This is a genomic window from Janthinobacterium woesei (assembly GCF_051380875.1).
Classification (GTDB): domain Bacteria; phylum Pseudomonadota; class Gammaproteobacteria; order Burkholderiales; family Burkholderiaceae_D; genus Janthinobacterium.
Genome location: NZ_JBNYXW010000020.1, coordinates 74515 through 92309, shown reverse-complemented (window position 1 = coordinate 92309; position 17795 = coordinate 74515). Strand labels below are relative to the sequence as shown.

At 61.8% G+C, this 17795-nt stretch carries 18 protein-coding genes and 3 tRNA genes; 6 read left to right on the top strand and 15 right to left on the bottom strand.

The window, feature by feature from the left end:
• Nucleotides 1-106: 106 nt before the first annotated feature.
• Complete coding sequence (locus ACQ4W6_RS21935) at nucleotides 107-802, top strand: hypothetical protein (RefSeq protein ID WP_436569284.1); 696 nt, start codon at nucleotides 107-109, stop codon at nucleotides 800-802.
• 20 nt (nucleotides 803-822) lie between these two features.
• Here the strand turns inward: ACQ4W6_RS21935 and ACQ4W6_RS21930 are convergent, their stop codons facing one another.
• Nucleotides 823-1653, bottom strand: coding sequence for an alpha/beta fold hydrolase (locus ACQ4W6_RS21930; RefSeq protein WP_436569283.1), 831 nt, complete (start codon nucleotides 1651-1653; stop codon nucleotides 823-825).
• A 334-nt stretch (nucleotides 1654-1987) separates the two neighbouring features.
• On the opposite strand from ACQ4W6_RS21930, the gene ACQ4W6_RS21925 reads away from it, so the two are divergent.
• Nucleotides 1988-2371, top strand: a complete 384-nt coding sequence (locus ACQ4W6_RS21925) for a hypothetical protein (protein WP_436569282.1) — start codon at nucleotides 1988-1990, stop codon at nucleotides 2369-2371.
• Nucleotides 2372-2543: 172 nt separating this feature from the next.
• Here the strand turns inward: ACQ4W6_RS21925 and ACQ4W6_RS21920 are convergent.
• Nucleotides 2544-2619 (bottom strand) — tRNA-Asn (locus ACQ4W6_RS21920).
• A 124-nt stretch (nucleotides 2620-2743) separates the two neighbouring features.
• Here ACQ4W6_RS21920 and ACQ4W6_RS21915 point away from each other — a divergent pair.
• Both ACQ4W6_RS21915 and ACQ4W6_RS21910 read left to right on the top strand, forming a co-directional pair.
• Nucleotides 2744-3010 (top strand): hypothetical protein, encoded by a 267-nt coding sequence (locus tag ACQ4W6_RS21915; RefSeq protein WP_436569281.1) that lies wholly within the window; start codon nucleotides 2744-2746, stop codon nucleotides 3008-3010.
• A gap of 378 nt (nucleotides 3011-3388) precedes the next feature.
• Nucleotides 3389-4096, top strand: coding sequence for a GntR family transcriptional regulator (locus ACQ4W6_RS21910; protein ID WP_436569280.1), 708 nt, complete (start codon nucleotides 3389-3391; stop codon nucleotides 4094-4096).
• Between the two features lie 112 nt (nucleotides 4097-4208).
• On the opposite strand, the gene ACQ4W6_RS21905 is transcribed toward ACQ4W6_RS21910, so the two are convergent.
• From ACQ4W6_RS21905 to ACQ4W6_RS21880, 6 genes are all read right to left on the bottom strand, one after another.
• On the bottom strand, nucleotides 4209-5507 hold the full coding sequence (locus ACQ4W6_RS21905) for an NCS2 family permease (RefSeq protein ID WP_436569279.1): 1299 nt from the start codon (nucleotides 5505-5507) through the stop codon (nucleotides 4209-4211).
• Nucleotides 5508-5578: 71 nt separating this feature from the next.
• Nucleotides 5579-5995, bottom strand: coding sequence for a GtrA family protein (locus ACQ4W6_RS21900; protein ID WP_436569278.1), 417 nt, complete (start codon nucleotides 5993-5995; stop codon nucleotides 5579-5581).
• Between the two features lie 402 nt (nucleotides 5996-6397).
• A complete protein-coding gene (locus ACQ4W6_RS21895; RefSeq protein WP_436569277.1) occupies nucleotides 6398-7018 on the bottom strand; it encodes a choice-of-anchor C family protein in 621 nt (206 codons plus the stop codon).
• A gap of 331 nt (nucleotides 7019-7349) precedes the next feature.
• Nucleotides 7350-7425: transfer RNA gene (locus tag ACQ4W6_RS21890), tRNA-Asn, on the bottom strand.
• A 133-nt stretch (nucleotides 7426-7558) separates the two neighbouring features.
• Nucleotides 7559-7634: transfer RNA gene (locus ACQ4W6_RS21885), tRNA-Asn, on the bottom strand.
• A 131-nt stretch (nucleotides 7635-7765) separates the two neighbouring features.
• Nucleotides 7766-8980, bottom strand: coding sequence for an amino acid aminotransferase (locus tag ACQ4W6_RS21880; protein WP_436569276.1), 1215 nt, complete (start codon nucleotides 8978-8980; stop codon nucleotides 7766-7768).
• Between the two features lie 112 nt (nucleotides 8981-9092).
• Between ACQ4W6_RS21880 and uvrB the strand changes: the two genes are divergently transcribed.
• Nucleotides 9093-11180 carry an excinuclease ABC subunit UvrB gene (gene uvrB, locus ACQ4W6_RS21875; protein ID WP_436569275.1) on the top strand — a complete coding sequence of 696 codons (2088 nt, stop codon included), beginning with the start codon at nucleotides 9093-9095 and terminating at the stop codon, nucleotides 11178-11180.
• A 12-nt stretch (nucleotides 11181-11192) separates the two neighbouring features.
• On the opposite strand, the gene ACQ4W6_RS21870 is transcribed toward uvrB, so the two are convergent.
• Nucleotides 11193-11615 (bottom strand): alpha/beta fold hydrolase, encoded by a 423-nt coding sequence (locus ACQ4W6_RS21870; protein WP_436569274.1) that lies wholly within the window; start codon nucleotides 11613-11615, stop codon nucleotides 11193-11195.
• Nucleotides 11616-11687: 72 nt separating this feature from the next.
• Nucleotides 11688-12092 carry a DUF3224 domain-containing protein gene (locus tag ACQ4W6_RS21865; protein ID WP_436569273.1) on the bottom strand — a complete coding sequence of 135 codons (405 nt, stop codon included), beginning with the start codon at nucleotides 12090-12092 and terminating at the stop codon, nucleotides 11688-11690.
• Between the two features lie 167 nt (nucleotides 12093-12259).
• Here ACQ4W6_RS21865 and ACQ4W6_RS21860 point away from each other — a divergent pair, with 167 nt between their 5' ends.
• Nucleotides 12260-13102 (top strand): AraC family transcriptional regulator, encoded by an 843-nt coding sequence (locus tag ACQ4W6_RS21860; RefSeq protein ID WP_436569272.1) that lies wholly within the window; start codon nucleotides 12260-12262, stop codon nucleotides 13100-13102.
• Here the strand turns inward: ACQ4W6_RS21860 and denD are convergent.
• Genes denD through ltnD form a run of 5 tightly spaced genes read right to left on the bottom strand, consistent with a single transcriptional unit; the run spans nucleotide 13099 to nucleotide 17778 of the window.
• Nucleotides 13099-14076, bottom strand: a complete 978-nt coding sequence (gene denD / locus ACQ4W6_RS21855; RefSeq protein ID WP_436569271.1) for a D-erythronate dehydrogenase — start codon at nucleotides 14074-14076, stop codon at nucleotides 13099-13101. The genes ACQ4W6_RS21860 and denD overlap by 4 nt on opposite strands.
• Nucleotides 14077-14087: 11 nt before the next feature.
• Nucleotides 14088-14870 carry a 2-oxo-tetronate isomerase gene (gene otnI / locus ACQ4W6_RS21850; protein ID WP_436569270.1) on the bottom strand — a complete coding sequence of 261 codons (783 nt, stop codon included), beginning with the start codon at nucleotides 14868-14870 and terminating at the stop codon, nucleotides 14088-14090.
• A gap of 26 nt (nucleotides 14871-14896) precedes the next feature.
• Nucleotides 14897-15568: a 3-oxo-tetronate 4-phosphate decarboxylase gene (gene otnC / locus ACQ4W6_RS21845; protein ID WP_436569269.1), complete on the bottom strand. Its 672-nt coding sequence runs from the start codon at nucleotides 15566-15568 to the stop codon at nucleotides 14897-14899.
• Nucleotides 15565-16866 carry a 3-oxo-tetronate kinase gene (gene otnK / locus ACQ4W6_RS21840; RefSeq protein WP_436569268.1) on the bottom strand — a complete coding sequence of 434 codons (1302 nt, stop codon included), beginning with the start codon at nucleotides 16864-16866 and terminating at the stop codon, nucleotides 15565-15567. The genes otnC and otnK overlap by 4 nt, the downstream gene beginning before the upstream one ends.
• A gap of 21 nt (nucleotides 16867-16887) precedes the next feature.
• On the bottom strand, nucleotides 16888-17778 hold the full coding sequence (gene ltnD / locus ACQ4W6_RS21835) for an L-threonate dehydrogenase (RefSeq protein ID WP_436569311.1): 891 nt from the start codon (nucleotides 17776-17778) through the stop codon (nucleotides 16888-16890).
• Nucleotides 17779-17795: the final 17 nt, after the last annotated feature.

The following is a 17795-nucleotide window of genomic DNA, read 5'->3' as shown; positions in this document are numbered from 1 at the left end:
CGAGGGGCCGGACAGCAATTGCTCGGCAGTATCGCTAGATCGTATGCGCCCACGCGCCGCAGGCACGCGGTTTACATCAAGTTCGATCCAGTTCGGAGGTGATATTTTGTCTTTACTGAAAACCGGGGATGGCCATCCGCGCGGCCCGAACCTGCTGAGCCTGGCCAATGTGGCCGCCAGCGAGGCCGACGGCAACCGCATCCTGTCCCAGCTCGAACATGGCGCAATACCGGCCGCTGCCCCGGTAGTTGCGCGCTGGCGCCCCACCTTGCCGCGCGCTGCAATGGCGGCCGCGGCCGTGGGCGCAGCGGCGCTCATCGTGGCAGTGCTCGTTTATGCGCCCGAATCGGCCCCGCCTCTCAAAACAAACGGGGCAGCCACGCCGCATGCCGCCGCCGTGACTGCCGTGACCGCCGTGCCCAGCATCTCGCCGCAGCAGCTCCCCACGGCGGCCACCATCATCAATGAGGCCGCGCCGCCAGCCGTGCCGGCCCTGGCCACCACAATGCCCGCGCCGCGCAAGACGCCGCCCGGGCGCCAGGCCACCGTCCGCCGGCCAGCACCCAGGCCGGCGACAACGGCGCCAGGCGACAGCGATGTCGCCTTGTTGACGGCCATGGTGGCGCATGCGCATCGGCAAGAAGGCACGGCGGCGCCGGTGCGCGACGTGGTGCTGCGCAAGGAAGAGGAGGAAACAGCGAGTCTGTTGCAGCGCTGCAAGCAACTAGGCCTGATCGAAGGCATGCTGTGCCGCTCGCGCATCTGCTCAGGCCGCTGGGACAGCGATTCCGCCTGCCATTGAGCGGCGCGGTTTAGCACGCTTTAGCGCGGGTCGTCAGCACCAGTTGCTCCAGGTGGATGCGCATCCTGTCCCCGGTGATGGGGCGCATCCATGCGTCCCCGTAAAAAACCTTCCATCAGCGCCAGCAGCGCTTGCGGCTGCTCCTGGTGCGGCGTGTGGCCACACTGCTCGACCATGGCCGGCATGGCGTTCAGCGCCTGCGCCACGATGGTGTCGACCTGGGCCGCACTGCCGTACTGGTCTTGCGTGCCCTGCACCACCAGCGCCGGACATTCGATGGAAGGCAGCAAGTATTCGATGTTCCAGAACTGGAAGCCATAGCTGAGCCAAGTGTCGGACCAGGCCTTGAAGATGTTCCCGGTTTTTTCGCCATGGTACTTCGCCAGTGCACCCAGCTTGCCCGCGCCAAACGCCGCGTCCGCCGTACGGATGCCATCGAGTGTCATGCTTTCCACGAACACGTGCGCTGCTTCCGTGATGATGCCGCGCAAGCGCGGTGCTTGCTGCGCCGCATAAATCAGGGCGATGCTGCCGCCATCGGAGTGGCCGACGAGAAAATGATCCTGCCCCGGTATCAAGCTGGCAAGTACTTGCGGCAGCTCGCACAGTGCGTAGTCATGCAGATAATGGATCTGGCGGCGCACCATCAGCGGCGACGACTGCCCGTAGCCGTGGCGGTCATACAGCAAGCCGCGGCATCGCGTGGCCTGGCATAGCTGCGCCGGAAAATCTTTCCACATCGCACAGCAACCGAGCCCCTCATGCAGGAAGACCAGATAGGGCCTGGCGGGGTCGCCCTCGATCAGTTCGTAATAGATATCGGTTTCGGTGCTCAGGTTCAGTATCGGCATGGGCTAGGCTCACAAGGGGGTCTGCATCGACAGGCTGGACTATTGTGCCATCGTCTGCATGCGCACGCGCACGCCCCACGGAAAAATAGCCGCCTGGAAATGACATGGCCGCCCGCCCGCACGCAGTTTGCGCCAGCACAAATGCCCGCTGCTTTTCCTGCGCCAGGCAGGCCTTTTTGCCTGGCCACTGGCCTAGAATCAATGTCTCCACCTCCTCGGGAGCACACGGCTACCTTATCAGCCAGGACGTGACACTGGCCGTCACGGCAACAGATAGGGCGTCTTGCCGCACGACGACAGGCGCGGCGTCCAAACTATCGATCAGGAGTACATCATGGAAATGAAAACAGAACACCGCACCGGCAGCAACCTGGCCCCGGAAGCCACCACTGCGCCGATGGAACAGGAAGGCAAAAGCGCGCAGGGCGCCGTCGCACAGGACCTGAGCCTGAGCGGCGGCGCCTTCACCACGTATTACACGTGGCGCGCCAATGGCGTGCACACTTCGGTCAACTTCATCAATGCCAAAGTGAAGGCCAATTCGCGCGTGCTCCTCAACATCAGCGAATACAGCGCAAATGCCCAGGACCGCTTCATCGGCGCAGCGCGCATGGCGGTGTACAACATTGCGCCCTACAACGGTGGCTTCCGGGCCTGGGTCGACATCTCCTGGGGCAGCCCGCTCAATATCCGTTTCGACGTGTTCGTCGATCCCTGATACGGGAAGGAAAACCGCGCTGCAAACCCCGGCTACCCGCAGGCAGGCATCGCGTGCGCCGGTAATGCATGGAAGAAATTGAAAGCACAAAACGGGAAAGTGGGAAGTAAGAAGCGGCGCACAAAACAAAGCGGCCACGTGTTGCCACGTGGCCGCTTGCTACTGCTTGTTCTGGCTCCCCGACCTGGACTCGAACCAGGGACCTGCGGATTAACAGTCCGTCGCTCTACCAACTGAGCTATCAGGGAAAAGAGGCCATATTATATAGGGCAAATCCTGTCGGTGCAAGACACCAGAAAACTGTCGAAAAATCTCAGCTGCCAGCATGACGGCATCCTGCTTCAAGTCAGAACGGCCAGCTCAGGGTTGTCCATGCGTGGGGCGGCCGTCATGGTGCACCGCCATCATGACGGCGCGACGCAATTGCGCTGGCAGGGCCGTACGCTAGCGTATGACACCCTGTGGCAATCACCGGGTCCGAGCAATCAATGCGCCCCCGTCGACGGCAAGCAGGTCAACGATCTGGTCGATTGCATCATCGAATCACGCGCCCGGGTGGTGCCAGAAATAGGTCACCCTTGGAAAAAGCGCATGCCGATACTCGACGCCATGGGAAAACCGCCGCATGCAAGGTTCTGACTAAGAGAAAATCCATCAATTGCACTGAACCCAGGGGACATTTCTACTTGGGACAAAAGGGGACATTTCTATTTAGCGTTGACAGATTCCCATGGGGATTCCCATAGGGAAATATGCAGGATGGCACAAACAGGATGCAGTAAGCGCTTACAGCAAGCCAGTGCGGCGCGCTTACACCATACGGAGCAAGCCCGCGCAAGCTGGCTGCGTCCGTCTGCGCAGCGCGCCGCAAGATAGTAGAATAGCCTGGCCTTCTCAGTATGGAAGGCGCAAAAACAGCATGCAGATGGTGGGAGTGCTATTGACGTCGCCACGCTGCCGCATCGGCATGCACTTGCAAGGCCTGGCCTTGCCCCTGGCTTTCTGCTCTCACCTGACATGACCGAATCAAGCGCACCAGCGGTGGACAAGCCCGGCAGCGGCGACAGCTCGCAGGAGATTGCCGAACATATTGCGGCGGCCATCGTGGCGCGCCAGTTGCCGCCCGGCACCCGGCTGCGCGAAGAGGCGCTGTGCCGCCTGTATGGCGTGAGCCGCACCAAGATCCGTGCCGCCCTGCTGATCCTGTCGAAAGACAAATTGATACGCATAGTACCGGACAAAGGCGCCTTCGTCAGCCAGCCCACGGAAGCGGAGGCACGCGACATTTTCGCCGCACGGCGCATCATCGAAGCGGCGCTGGCGCGCGAATTCGTCGCGCGGGCCAGACCGGCCGACTACAAGATGCTGGACAAGCACCTGAAAGCCGAACGCATGGCGCTGGCCCAGGCCACGCCGCTGCGCTCGCAACTGCTGGGCGACTTCCACGTGCTGCTGGCCGACATCGCCGGCAATGCCGTCTTGCGCGATATCGTGCGCGAACTGGTGGGCCGCAGCTCGCTGATCACCATGCTGTACCAGTCCGGCCACGATGCTGCCTGCTCGTGCGACGAACATGGCCGCTTTCTCGACGCCGCGCGCAGCGGCGACGCCGATCTGGCGGCACGCCTGATGGTGGAGCACCTGACGCATGTGGAAGCGGCATTGCGCTTTGACGGCAGCGCCGGCGACGACAGGAAAGACCTGGTGGCGGCGCTGCTGATGTAAGCGGCAAAGCCAAAAGCAAAGGCCGCCGGTGCTGGTGCACGGGCGGCCTTTTCATTGCTGCGCCAACTCTTGGCCGGCTCCTGTCCTTGTTCGCCCAGCTTATTTGCCCAACTTATTCGCCCAGATAAATGAACTTGAACAGGAAGATGGCGGCAATGATGTACGCCACCGCCGACACTTGCTTGCCCTTGCCCGTCAGCAATTTGAGCACGGCGTAGGTGATGAAACCGAAGGCCACGCCGCTGGCGACCGAATAGGTAAATGGCATCATCAGCGCCGTGATGGCGGCCGGAATGCTTTCCGTACTGTCATCCCAGTCGATGTAGGTCAATTCGCGCAGCATCAGGCAGGCCACATACAGCAGCGCGGGCGCCGTCGCATACGGCGGCACGGTGTGCGCCAGCGGAGCGAAGAACAGGCTGCCCAGGAACAGCAGCGCGACGGCCACGGCTGTCAAGCCCGTGCGGCCACCGGCTTGCACGCCGGCCGCGCTTTCCACGAAAGCCGTGGTGCTGGACGTGCCCAGGCAGGCGCCGGCGGCAATCGCCGTGCTGTCGGCCAGCAAGGCCTTGTTCATGCGCTCCATCTTGCCGTTTTTCAACAAACCGGCACGGTTGGCCACGCCCATCAGGGTGCCGGTCGCATCAAATAGTTCCACCAGGAAAAACACCAGCACCACGTTGACGATGCCGATCGACAGCGCGCCCATGATGTCGAGCTTGAACAGGGTCGGCTCGATGGCGGGCGGCACCGAGACGATGCCGTTGAACTGGTTGCCGCCGAAGAAGAAGCTGGCGACGGTGATGGCCAGGATGCCGATCAGGATGGCGCCCGGCACTTTCAGGCGGTCCAGCGCAACGATGATGAAGAAACCGATGATGGCCAGGATGGGCGCCGCCTGGTGCAAGTCGCCCAGGGCGATGATGGTGGCGGGATTGGACACCACCACACCCGCGCTTTTCAGTGAAATGATCGCCAGGAACAAGCCGATACCGACCGTGATGGCCGTGCGCAGCGCCGGTGGAATGCTGTTGATGATCATCTCGCGCACCTTGAACAGGCTCACCAGGATGAACAGGCAGCCGGAAATGAAGACAGCGCCCAGCGCCACTTCCCAGCTCATGCCCATGCCCTTGACCACCGTGTACGAGAAATACGCGTTCAAGCCCATGCCCGGTGCCAGCGCGATCGGATAATTCGCGTACAGACCCATGATCAGGGTACCGATGGCAGCGGCCAGGCAGGTGGCGACGAAGACGGAGTCTTTCGGCATGCCGGCGTCGCCGAGGATGGACGGGTTGACGAAGATGATGTAGGCCATCGTCAGGAATGTGGTCAGGCCGGCCAGCAGCTCCGTGCGCACATTGGTCCCGTTGTCCTTCAATTTGAAATAGCGTTCCAGGAACTGCATGATTAACCCCTTATTTTGGTAGGACCGGGCGCCCGCTTGTGGCCAGTGCGCCTCTTTTTATGACTAAATGACTATTTTCCGCTGGCGCTGGCCGGCTTGAACGCCCACCAGCGGCTGCCGGCAAAATTCCACAGCAGGCCGATGCCTGTCGCCAGCACCTGCGCCAGCCAGTAATACCAGCCCAGGTGATGTACCAGCAGCCACATCAGCCCTGTATTGATGCACCAGCCGATGCCCAGCAAGGTGAAATACTTGCTGGCCGCCTCGCCATGCCCCTTGTCGCTCTTAAAGGTAAAAAAGTAATTGAGCACGTAATTAACCAGCGAACCGAGGATATAGCCGACGCCGGAAGCGGCGGCGGCGCTGATGCCGGCCCATTCGACGCCGCTCCACAGCACGGCATACTGCACGGCCGTGCCGGAAGCGCCGACGGCGGCGAAGCGCAAAAACTGGTGATGCAGGGCATGCGAGGTGGTCGATTGAGACATAGTCGATTGAAACGTGGTCGATTTTCAAATGGGGCGATAGCCAGGGCCAGACAAGAATAAAAAATGGCTACGATTGCTCGTAACCATTTTTCAGCCTGTATTTTACTGCAAGTTGCGCCGAACGTTCAGATTCACGTCCGCTTTGCCGTTGACGCCTTGCGCTGGCGACGCCGCCGCAACCAGACGAATAGGGCGACCAGCAGCAGCACGCCCACGGCGGCGCCCGGCAGCACGAAGGGCTGCACGCGCGCCGTTGATGGACCAACATGGCTGGCAAGCACTGGCGTGCAGCTTTTGTCTTGCTGAAATGCAAAAAGCCCGACCGTAAGGTGGGGCTTCTTGATACTGCGGCTACTTTTCGCCAGCCGTGACGGCAGCAAGGCCGCCAAGCCTGGCAGGACGTCAGTCGCGCAAAGCGCGGCGGCGGCGTACCACCAGACCCATCAGCCCCAGGCCGGCGGCCAGCATGGCATAGGTCGACGGTTCGGGTACGGCTGCAGTCACCGACACATTATCGAGCGCCGCACCCCACGCGCCGTTGGCGCTGCTCCCCTGGAAATACAGGGTACTGCTCGCGCCGGTCGCAATAAAGCTGAAGCCCTTGGTGACCCAGCCCATGTTCGAGTGCGACTGGCCAGTGGCATCAAAGCTGAACGTATGCACGCCAGTCACCCCAGTATCGAGCAACTTGAGGCTGCTGCCGCCGTCCGTATTGCCAGCGAGGCTAAAACTGACGTTGTAAAGCTGCCCAGCCACGGTGCCGAAGGATTGCGAAATGCGCCCTGCCACGTCGCCGTTCAAGTCCAGGCTATAGCTGCCTTCCGCCGGTACCCAGTAATTATTGATCAGGTCAACGCTGCCACTGTCCACGCTCCATGCGCCCAGCGAGCCGCCACTACTGATCGTGCTGAAGCTGCCGTTGAATACGCTCGATTCGAAACCGCCATTGTTCAGCAGATTCGCATGTGCCGCAGGCGCCATCATCGCTAGCGCCGTGATGCTGGCCAGTATCGTCAATTTCATGTTTTCACTCCCCATTATTTTGGACAGGAAATTTATTTCCCCTGAACTACTCAGCTTAGAACATGCCCTTTAAAATATCAACAAGACATTTAAGTTGGCAAAAAATAATTCAAGCAGGTGCAACAGTTGCATGCAATTCTGCCCACACACATACCACAGTAGAGATAGGCTCGACGCGCCCAGGCCCTTGAGCGATGCGACTGCCAGGCAACCACGGCATCGTGTCGCCAGAAACAGTGCCAGAGCAACCTTGGCGGCATGTCCACGCCAGATGGCGACATGGCAAAAAAAAACCAGCCGTTAAGGCTGGTTTTTTCTACTGCTGATGTTCTGGCTCCCCGACCTGGACTCGAACCAGGGACCTGCGGATTAACAGTCCGTCGCTCTACCAACTGAGCTATCAGGGAAAAGAGGCCATATTATATAGGGCAAATTTTCAACTGTCCAGATTCCCATAGGGAAATTCTTACTTTACCGAACGCGCATGCCAGCGGCGAAAAACAAAAAAGGCCACGTTTTTCAACGTGGCCTTTCGAATTCTGGCTCCCCGACCTGGACTCGAACCAGGGACCTGCGGATTAACAGTCCGTCGCTCTACCAACTGAGCTATCAGGGAAAAGAGGCAATATTATATGTCGCTTATTCCGTATTTGCAAGACTGATACTGCAACTTGCCCAACACAGCCATCACTGACCTTCTACTGCCATCAGCGCCACACTTGCATGCAGCGCCGAAGAAGCAATATCTTAAAGCACTTTGGCGATGGCGTCAATGACGATGTCGATATTGCGCGAATTCAATGCTGCCACGCAGATACGGCCCGTGTCGACGGCGTAGATCGATTGCTCGCGCAACGACGCCACTTGTTCCTTGGTCAGGCCCGAGTACGAGAACATGCCGATTTGCTGGCGTACAAATTCGAAATCGTGGCCTGGCGCTTTTTCCTTCAGTTTTTCAACGAAGACATTGCGCATTTCGCGGATGCGCACGCGCATGCCGGCCAGTTCCTCTTCCCACAACTGGCGCAGTTCCGGCGTGGCCAGGACAGTGGCGACCACTTTACCGCCGTGTACCGGCGGGTTCGAGTAGTTGGTGCGCACCACGCGCTTCAGCTGCGACAGCAGGCGGGCCGCTTCGTCGGCGCTGGCAGCGACAACGCTCAGGGCGCCCACGCGTTCGCCGTACAGCGAGAACGATTTCGAGAACGAATTCGACACCAGCAGCGGGCCGCCCGCGTCGGCAAAGCGGCGCACCACGGCGCCATCTTCGGCGATGCCGTTGGCGAAGCCCTGGTAAGCCATGTCCAGGAACGGCACCAGGGCGCGCACGGTGACAACGGCGATGATCTGATCCCACTGGGCGACGCTCAGGTCGGCGCCAGTCGGGTTATGGCAGCAAGCGTGCAGTAGCACGATGGAGCCGGCCGGCATGGCGTTCAGGCTAGCCAGCATGCCGTCGAAGTTCACGCCATGGGTAACGTCATCGTAATAGGTGTAGTTATTCACGACGAAGCCGGCGCTTTCGAACAGCGCGCGGTGGTTTTCCCAGCTTGGGTCGCTGATGTAGACTTGGGCGCCCGGCGCGAAGCGCTGCAGGAAGTCGGCACCAATTTTCAGTGCGCCCGTGCCGCCAATGGCTTGCACGGTCACGGCACGGCGCTCTTGAATGACGGCGCTATCGACGCCAAATACGAGTTCTTGCACCGCCTTGTCGTAGGCAGCGAGGCCTTCGATCGGCAAATAGGTGCGTGGTGCTGCCTGTTCGATCAGGATCGCTTCTGCCTTGCGTACGCAAGCTAACAGAGGCACCTTGCCGTTGTCGTCATAATAGACGCCAACGCCCAGATTGATTTTGGCGGGATTCTGGTCCGCGTTAAATGCTTCGGTGATGCCCAGGATCGGGTCGCGTGGGGCCATCTCGATGGCGCTAAACAGACTGGCAGAAACAGTTGGGTTCGTCATGATAAGATTGGATTCGATTGGAAGCAGGTTCACAGCGGAGTTGTAAACAGCGCCCCTGAATACAACGCCAGGGCCGCCAGCAGAGCACTATTCTAACAAAGGTCTGATTCACATGCCCGAATTATCTACCGCCAGCGAGGCGGAAAGCGCAATTATCTCTTTCCCGGACTCCCCCTTCAAACTGCACCAGCCCTTCCCTCCGGCCGGTGACCAGCCGACGGCGATCACCCAACTGTCCGAGGGCATTGCCGATGGCCTGGCCTTCCAGACCTTGCTGGGCGTGACCGGTTCGGGCAAGACCTACACCATGGCCAACGTCATCGCGCGCATGGGCCGGCCAGCCATCGTCTTTGCGCCGAACAAGACGCTGGCCGCACAGCTGTACAGCGAATTTCGCGATTTCTTCCCGCAGAACGCCGTCGAATACTTCGTCAGCTACTACGATTACTACCAGCCCGAAGCCTACGTGCCGCAGCGCGACCTGTTCATCGAGAAGGATTCGTCGATCAACGAGCATATCGAGCAGATGCGCCTGTCGTGCACCAAGTCGCTGATGGAGCGGCGCGACGTCATCATCGTCGCCACCGTCTCGGCCATCTACGGTATCGGTAACCCGAACGAATACCACCAGATGATTTTAACCTTGCGTGTGAAGGACCGCGTCAGCCAGCGCGACGTCATCGCGCGCCTGATCCAGATGCAGTACACGCGCAATGAAGTCGATTTCGGCCGCGGCACCTTTCGCGTACGCGGCGATACCATCGACATCTTCCCCGCCGAACATGCGGAGCTGGCCGTGCGCCTGGAAATGTTCGACGACGAAATCGAATCGATCCAGCTGTTCGACCCGCTGACGGGCCGCGTACGGCAGAAAATCCCCCGCTTCACCGTGTATCCGGGCTCGCACTATGTGACGCCCCGCTCCACCGTGCTGCGCGCCGTGGAAACCATCAAGGATGAGCTGCGCGAACGCCTGGAATTCTTCCGCAAGGAAAACAAGCTGATCGAGGAACAGCGGCTGGAACAGCGCACGCGCTTCGACCTGGAAATGATGGCCGAAATCGGTTTTACCAAGGGCATCGAGAACTATTCGCGCCACCTGTCCGGCGCGCAGCCGGGAGAACCGCCGCCGACCCTGGTCGACTATTTGCCGCCCGACGCCCTGATGTTCCTCGACGAGTCGCACGTGCTGACGGGCCAGCTGAGCGCCATGTACAACGGCGACCGCTCGCGCAAGACCAACCTGGTCGACTACGGCTTTCGCCTGCCGTCGGCGCTGGACAACCGCCCCTTGAAATTCGAGGAATTCGAGCAGAAATTGCGCCAGACCATATTCGTCTCGGCCACGCCAGGCGAATATGAAAAAACGCATTCCGACCAGATCGTCGAGCAGGTGGTGCGCCCCACCGGCCTGGTCGATCCGCAGATCATCGTGCGCCCCGCCAGCACGCAGGTGGACGACCTGATGTCGGAAATCGTCGAGCGCATCAAGAAGGACGAGCGCGTGCTGGTGACGACCCTGACCAAGCGCATGTCGGAACAGCTGACGGAATACCTGGGCGACCATGGCATCAAGGTACGCTACCTGCACAGCGATATCGAGACAGTGGAGCGCGTGGAAATCCTGCGCGATCTGCGCCTGGGAACCTTTGACGTGCTGGTGGGGATCAACCTGCTGCGCGAGGGCCTGGACTTGCCGGAAGTGTCGCTCGTCGCCATCCTCGACGCGGACAAGGAAGGCTTCTTGCGCTCCGAGCGCAGCCTGATCCAGACCATCGGCCGCGCCGCGCGCAACCTGAACGGCACGGCAATCCTGTACGGCGACCGCATTACCGACTCCATGCGCCGCGCCATCGACGAGACGGAACGCCGCCGCGCCAAGCAGATCGCCTTCAATACGGCCAACAACATCATCCCGATCGGCGTGAAGAAATCGATCCGCGACATGATCGACGGCGTCTACAGCCCGCAGGAAGCGCGCGAAAACCTGCAGGTGGCGCAGGAAGCGGCGAAGTTCGAATCCATGAGCGAGAAACAAGTCAGCAAGGAAATCAAGCGCCTGGAAAAACTGATGCTCGACCACGCCAAGAACCTGGAGTTCGAAAAAGCGGCGCAAGTGCGCGACCAGCTGCACATCCTCAAGCAGCAGCTGTTTGGCGCGCCAGGCACCGACAACGTGGCGTCCATCCTGGGCCAATAAGGTCCAGGGTCGTCAGGGCGCCAGCACAAACGCCGCCAGCGCCTCGGCCAGCCCGAGAGCGAGCGGCAGTTCGGGATTACTGTAGGACGGCATCTGCAGCGCCTGGTCGCCGCTCACCATCTTCAGCACATGGTTCATGCCTGGCACGACGAGCAGCCTGGCCGATGGCGCAGCAGCCGACAAGGCCTGCGCATCGGCGACGGAGACCTGAAGATCGGTCGTTCCCTGTACGATCAGCACCGGCATGCGCAGCCTGGCGACCGTGTCGCGCGGTGCGTATTTCAACGACGAGATCAAATACGGCTGTACCGAAGGCCGGTACAGCGCCAGCAAGGCAGGCGGCACGTCCGGCACCAGCGCGCCCTGTTTCAGCGCCAGCAGGATGCGCTCGTTTTGCTGATACAGCTCGGGTGGCAGGCGCGGCTTCAATTGCATGCGCAAGATGTCATCGAGCGCGCTGCCCGGGCCGGCAATCGATAAGGGGAATCGTCACCTGCGTCAAACGGCTTACTCTGACGCTGGCAACGAATAGTCGAGGTCGTAGAAATGCTGGCCACCCTCGATGCGAATCACCATCGTCCCCCTGATGCCCGTGAGTTGCCCCGTGCCGGAATGCGGCACGATCACGATGGCCAGCTCCTGTTTGCCGTCGGCCATCGTGCCCGCATGCTGCACCACGAAACTGCCCTGCCTGCCCTGCAAAACGCCCGTAATGGCTTCCATGGCGACATAGCCGGCCGCGCCTTTGGTATCGGTAACGGCACTGAGCATCTCCCCGCTGGCCGTGGCAGCCAGTTCGCCCGTGTAGACCTTGTCCAGCAGTACCCTGCCCAACGCCGTGCGCCCCGAACGTTGCGGCGTAGCCGCCGGCGTCATGGTGATGCTAAAATTTCCCGAAACACGTGTACTCATGCGATGATTTCCTTGTGTGGACGGCGCCGCGATGGCGGGCGCCGAAAAATGACAATAGCCGGCCAACATCAAGCCCAGCATCGGGCCCACTACTACGCTGTGCGATTTCATGATCGTCCTTCAGTCAATGCGAGAACGCCACCATAACGCCACGTGCGAGATCAATATTGGATAAAACCGACAACCGCAGCAATGTGCTTGCAGAGCGCGAAGATACGCCCAAGGGCATCGTCGATCCGCGCGCCACGGCGCGCCGGATACGGCTGGCGACCTATCCGCCCACGGCCGCGCTGGCGCCGTTTGTCGATTACTTCTGGGTGGTTGAATGGGACTTTCGGGACCGCGCGCCCGAAACGCAGCGCGTGCTGCCGTATCCGAACGCTCATCTGGTTTTCGATGCGGGCCGCACCGCCATCCATGGCGTGGTGCGCGGCGCTTTCGATCGGCCTTTGGCAGGCTCGGGCAAAGTACTGGGCGTGCGTTTTGCACCGGGCGGCTTGCGCCCGTTCATTGCCCAGCCGCTGGCGTCGTTTACCAACAGCACGATCACCGTCGATGCACTGCTGGGCATGCCGGCTGATCGCGCCGAGGCGCTGGTATTGCGGCAAGTCGATGACAGCGCGATGGTGGCGCAGGCACAGGCGATGCTGCTGGAGGTACTGCCGGAAATTGATGGCGCAGCGCTGCTGGCCGGCCAGCTGGCCGCCGCGGCGGCCGCCCATCACGGCCCTGTCAGCGTCGCGCAACTGTGTGAAACAATGGCGATCAGCGAGCGCAAGCTGCAGCGCCTGTTCGCCAACTATATCGGGGTCAGTCCAAAATGGGTGATTCAGCGCTACCGCCTGCAAGAGGCGATCTGGCGGCTGGCCCAGCCAGGCGCGCCCGACCTGGCCAGCCTGGCGCATGATCTGGGCTTTTTTGACCAGGCACACTTCAGCCGCCAGTTTGCGGCGCTGGTGGGCAGCACGCCGCTCGACTACCGCCGCTCGCAGCTGCCCGGGCTCGCCTAGGCAACGGCCTTCGTATCGTCAATATAGGCACGGATGATGGCGGCGAAATCCGCATCGGCCGTCAAACCCAGCGCTTCAGCGCGGCGGGTGTCCCAGGCGCCGGGCCAGCTCTTGACGATACGTTCGACTGCCGCATCGGGCACGTAGCTGATCTTCGCTACCACCTCGGGGCCGGCCACCTGCTCCAGTGCGGCGATCATCTCGCCCACGCTGACGGACAGGCCCGGCAGGTTGACCGTGCGGCTGGCGCCAAATGCTTCGCCCGCCAGTTCATGGCCGGCGATCAGGGAAGCGATGGCGCCGCGCGGCGACAGCAGCCACAGGCGCAAATCAGTCGCTACCGGGCAGACGGCCGCCTCGCCATTCAAAGGCTCGCGGATGATGCCACTGGCGAACGAGGATGCGGCCTTGTTCGGCTTGCCAGGACGCACGCTGATGGTCGGCAGGCGCAGCACGCGTCCGTCGACAAAGCCACGGCGGCTGTAATCGTTGAGCAGCAATTCGCCGATGGCCTTTTGCGCGCCGTACGACGATTGCGGATTCAGGGCCGTCGCATCTTGCACCACCTCCGGCAGCTTGCCGCCGTAGACGGCCACCGAGCTGGTAAACACCACTTTCGGCTTATGCCCCAGTTCGCGGCAGATATCGAGCAGCAAACGCGAAGCATCGAGGTTGATACGCATGCCCAGCTCAAAATCGGCTTCCGCCTGGCCGCTGACGATGGCGGCAAGATGGAAAATCGAGGACGTCTGCGCATCGACGGTGGCGCGCATCAGGGCGCCGTCGGCGATATCGCCCGTGACCACCTTCACCCGCGCATCGTTGAAATCATGCGCGGGCACCACGTCGACCAGCACCAGCTCACTGATCGTGTGCAATTGGCCATGGCTGTCCGTCAGCTGGCCTTGCGCCAGCAACTGGCGCGCCAGGCGCTGTCCGAGGAAACCGGCGCCGCCGGTAATCAATACTTTCATGTGATCTCTCCTTACTTGTTGTTGTATGCGGCGAGCCAGCCGAGGCCATCCTCGGTGCGCCCGCGCGGACGGTATTCGCAGCCGATCCAGCCGTCGTAGCCCAGCTCATCGAGCAGGCGGAACAGATACGGGTAATTGACTTCACCATCGTCCGGTTCATTGCGCGCCGGGACGCTGGCGATCTGTACGTGGCCGATGCCGTCGAAGTTGTTCTTGAACGTCATGGCGATATCACCCTCGACGATCTGCGTATGGTAAAAATCCATCTGCACCTTGACGTTGGGCTGGCCCGATTCAAGACGCAGCGCATGGCCCTGCGCTTGCGTGACGAGGAAGTAGCCGGGCATGTCGCGCCCGTTGATCGGTTCGATCAGCAACGCAATACCATGCTCGCCCACGGCCTTGGCCGCATAAACCAGGTTGGCCAGGTAGGTGGCGCGGTGCAGTTCGATATCGGCCCCTTCTGGCACCAGCCCGGCCATCATGTGCACGCGCGGTGTGCCCAGCGCCAGCGCATATTCGATGGCGCGCGCTACGCCCGCGCGAAATTCTTCTTCGCGGCCCGGCAGCGAGGCAATGCCCCGCTCGCCCGCCGCCCAGTCTCCCGGCGGCAGGTTGAACAGTACATTTTTCAAACCGTGCTCGCGCAGCCAGCCGGCTACTTCCTGCGGCGCGTAATCGTAAGGGAACAGAAATTCGACGGCCTGGAAGCCCGCTTGCGCCGCTGCGGCAAAGCGCTGCGGGAAGGCGACTTCGTTGAACATCATGGTCAGATTGGCGGCAAAACGGGGCATGCGGTATCTCCTTGCAACTTGTTGGTCTATATATCGAGCTTGAATGTATTTTTCAGCTCAAGGATCTGCTCTGCATCGAGTGGCCGCGTGGGCACGTCGCGCAGCAGCAGGAACAGCTTGGCCGTCTCTTCCAGCTCCTCGGCCGCATACACGGCCGCTTCCAGGTTCGTGCCCGACACCACGGGACCGTGATTGGCCAACAGCACGGCCGAATGCTTGCGTGCCATGACGCCAATCGCCCGTGCCAGGGCCGGATCGCCCGGACGGTGGTACGGCACGAGCGGCAAGCGCCCCACCTTCATCACGAAATACGGCGTCAGCGGCGGAATGCAGTCGTCATGATTCAAGCCGCACATGCAGGACACGGCCGCCGAATACGTCGAGTGCAGATGCACGATGGCGCCGGCGCTACCGCGCTCCTCGTACATGGCGCGGTGCAGAAACGCCTCTTTGGAAGGCTGCGCGCCGCTGATCAATTTGCCGTCCCAATCGAGCTTGGACAATTGCGCAGGATCGAGCCGCCCGAGGCTGGCGTTCGTTGGCGTCAGCAGCCAGCCGTCGGACAGGCGCACGCTCAGATTGCCGCTGCTACCGGCCGTCAGGCCACGCTCGAACAGCGACCTGCCGAAATCGACGATCTGCTCGCGCTGGCGCATTTCCTCGGGCGAGGTGTGGATGGCAGGGGTGGCAGTAGTCATGCCAGTACGTCCCAGGCTTTGCTGAAGAAATCGACCGTACCAAAGTTGCCGGACTTGAGCGCCAGCAGCAAAGGCGCACCGCCCTCATCGCCCAGTGCGGGCATGGCTTGCGTCCAGGGCACGCCCGGATCGATTTCCGGCCCGATGCGCAAACCCGCCACGCCGAGCGCCTTGACGACGGCGCCCGAGGTCTCGCCGCCAGCGACAATCAGCTGGCCCACACCCAGGCGTACCAGTCCTTGCGCGATGGCGGCCAGGGTTTCCTCGACCAGGGCGCCGGCCCGTTCCACGCCCAGCTGCGCCTGCACGGCGCGCACGGCATCCGGCGTGGCCGTGGCATAAATTAGAATTGGTCCTTGCGCCAGGTGTGCACCGGCCCACTCCAGGGCTTGCTCGACGACCGCATCGACCACCTCGCCGCCAGCAGCGAGCTGCAAGGGATCGACATGAAACGACGGTGATCGCTCGCGCAAGTGCGCCACCTGCTGCTGCGTGGCCACCGAGCAGCTGCCCGAGATCACGGCGCGCATGCCGGACGGCGGCGGCAAACGGCCCGCCTGGCCCGCATTCGATGGCGCCAACTGGCCACGCTGGCGGAAATTCTGCGGCAGTCCCAGCGCGATGCCGGAGCCGCCCGTAATCAGTTTCAAGTCGGCGCAGGCTGCGCCGATGGCTTCGAGGTCGCGGTTAGAGACGGCATCGACGACGGCGAAGCGGCAGCCTTGCGCGCGCAAGTCCGTGAAGCGCTGCGCAATGGCAGCCGCGCCTTTTTCCACCACGGAGAAATCGGCCAGGCCCACTTTCGCCTGCACCTGCTGCTGCAGCACGCGCACCAGGTTCGAATCCGTCATCGGCGTCAAGGGATGGTCGCGCATGCCCGATTCGGCCAGCGGCACATCGCCGACAAACAGATTGCCCTTGTAGATGGTGCGCCCGTTGGCGGGAAACGCCGGGCAGGCAATCGTAAAGTCGGTGTCGAGCGCCTGCATCAGCGCCTCGGCCACGGGGCCGATATTGCCGCGCGGCGTGGAGTCGAACGTGGAGCAGTACTTGAAGTAGAACTGGCGGCATCCGGCCTGTTGCAGCCAGGCCAGCGCGGCCAGCGATTCGGCCACCGCGTCTGCCGACGCAGTCGTGCGCGACTTGAGCGCGATGACGACCGCATCAACGTCCGCCGGTGGCGGCCCTTGCGGCACGCCGATCAGCTGCACCGTGCGCATGCCCGCCTTGACCAGCATGCCGGCCAGGTCGGTACCACCCGTGAAATCGTCGGCAATACATCCCAGTAGTACAGTCATGATTCTTCCTTCCTTGATTCGTTACGCTTTCGCTGGCAATGTAATTCCAGGGAAAAGCTTGATGACTGCAGAGTCGTCCTCGCCGCCGTAACCGGCGGCCGAAGCCTGCATGAACATCTGGTGGGCCGTGGCCGACAGGGGCAAGGGGAAGACGCTTTTTTTCGCGTAATCGAGCACGATGCCCAGGTCTTTCACGAAGATGTTGACGGCCGACAGGGGCGTATAGTCGCCCTTCAAGATGTGCGGCACGCGGTTCTGGAACATCCAGGAACTGCCAGCGCTGTTCGAGATCACTTCGTACAGTGCATCCGGGTCGCAGCCGGCGCGCAAACCCAGCGCCATCGCTTCGGCCGCGGCGGCGATATGCACGCCGGCCAGCAGCTGGTTGATCATCTTTACTTTCGAGCCCTGCCCCGGCTGTTCGCCCAGGCGATACAGCTTGGCGCAGATGGCATCAAAGATGCCGGCGCAGGCGTCGAAGGCGTCGGGCGTGCCGGCCGCCATCACCGACATCTCGCCGGCAGCCGCCTTGGCCGCGCCGCCGGAAATGGGTGCATCGATGAAACGCAAGCCCATGGCCGCCAGGCGCACCCCGAGCGCTTCGGCAAATTCGGGCGCCACGGTGGCGCAGGCGATCACCACGCTGCCCGGCGCCAGATTGGCTGCGGCGCCATGCTCGCCAAACAGCACGGTTTCCGTCTGCTGCGCATTGACGACAACGATCAGCAAGGCCTGCACCTGCGCCGCCAGGGCGGCCGGCGAGGCGGCAGCATGGGCGCCGCCATCGACCAGCTTTTGCACGGTTTCAGGGCGCACATCGCAGGCATGCACTTCAAAGCCGGCGCGCAGCAAGGATTGCGCAATGCCCATGCCCATGGCGCCAAGGCCTACCACGCCAACTTTTTTGATTATTGCAGTCATTGTTTGCT

Excerpts from the sequence above, each read along its gene's own strand:
- ACQ4W6_RS21930 (WP_436569283.1), bottom strand. The coding sequence starts at position 1,653 with ATGCCGATACTGAACCTGAGCACCGAAACCGATATCTATTACGAACTG.
- ACQ4W6_RS21925 (WP_436569282.1), top strand. The coding sequence starts at position 1,988 with ATGGAAATGAAAACAGAACACCGCACCGGCAGCAACCTGGCCCCGGAA.
- ACQ4W6_RS21915 (WP_436569281.1), top strand. The coding sequence starts at position 2,744 with ATGCGTGGGGCGGCCGTCATGGTGCACCGCCATCATGACGGCGCGACG.
- ACQ4W6_RS21910 (WP_436569280.1), top strand. The coding sequence starts at position 3,389 with ATGACCGAATCAAGCGCACCAGCGGTGGACAAGCCCGGCAGCGGCGAC.
- ACQ4W6_RS21905 (WP_436569279.1), bottom strand. The coding sequence starts at position 5,507 with ATGCAGTTCCTGGAACGCTATTTCAAATTGAAGGACAACGGGACCAAT.
- ACQ4W6_RS21900 (WP_436569278.1), bottom strand. The coding sequence starts at position 5,995 with ATGTCTCAATCGACCACCTCGCATGCCCTGCATCACCAGTTTTTGCGC.
- ACQ4W6_RS21895 (WP_436569277.1), bottom strand. The coding sequence starts at position 7,018 with ATGAAATTGACGATACTGGCCAGCATCACGGCGCTAGCGATGATGGCG.
- ACQ4W6_RS21880 (WP_436569276.1), bottom strand. The coding sequence starts at position 8,980 with ATGACGAACCCAACTGTTTCTGCCAGTCTGTTTAGCGCCATCGAGATG.
- uvrB (WP_436569275.1), top strand. The coding sequence starts at position 9,093 with ATGCCCGAATTATCTACCGCCAGCGAGGCGGAAAGCGCAATTATCTCT.
- ACQ4W6_RS21870 (WP_436569274.1), bottom strand. The coding sequence starts at position 11,615 with ATGCAATTGAAGCCGCGCCTGCCACCCGAGCTGTATCAGCAAAACGAG.
- ACQ4W6_RS21865 (WP_436569273.1), bottom strand. The coding sequence starts at position 12,092 with ATGAGTACACGTGTTTCGGGAAATTTTAGCATCACCATGACGCCGGCG.
- denD (WP_436569271.1), bottom strand. The coding sequence starts at position 14,076 with ATGAAAGTATTGATTACCGGCGGCGCCGGTTTCCTCGGACAGCGCCTG.
- otnI (WP_436569270.1), bottom strand. The coding sequence starts at position 14,870 with ATGCCCCGTTTTGCCGCCAATCTGACCATGATGTTCAACGAAGTCGCC.
- otnC (WP_436569269.1), bottom strand. The coding sequence starts at position 15,568 with ATGACTACTGCCACCCCTGCCATCCACACCTCGCCCGAGGAAATGCGC.
- otnK (WP_436569268.1), bottom strand. The coding sequence starts at position 16,866 with ATGACTGTACTACTGGGATGTATTGCCGACGATTTCACGGGTGGTACC.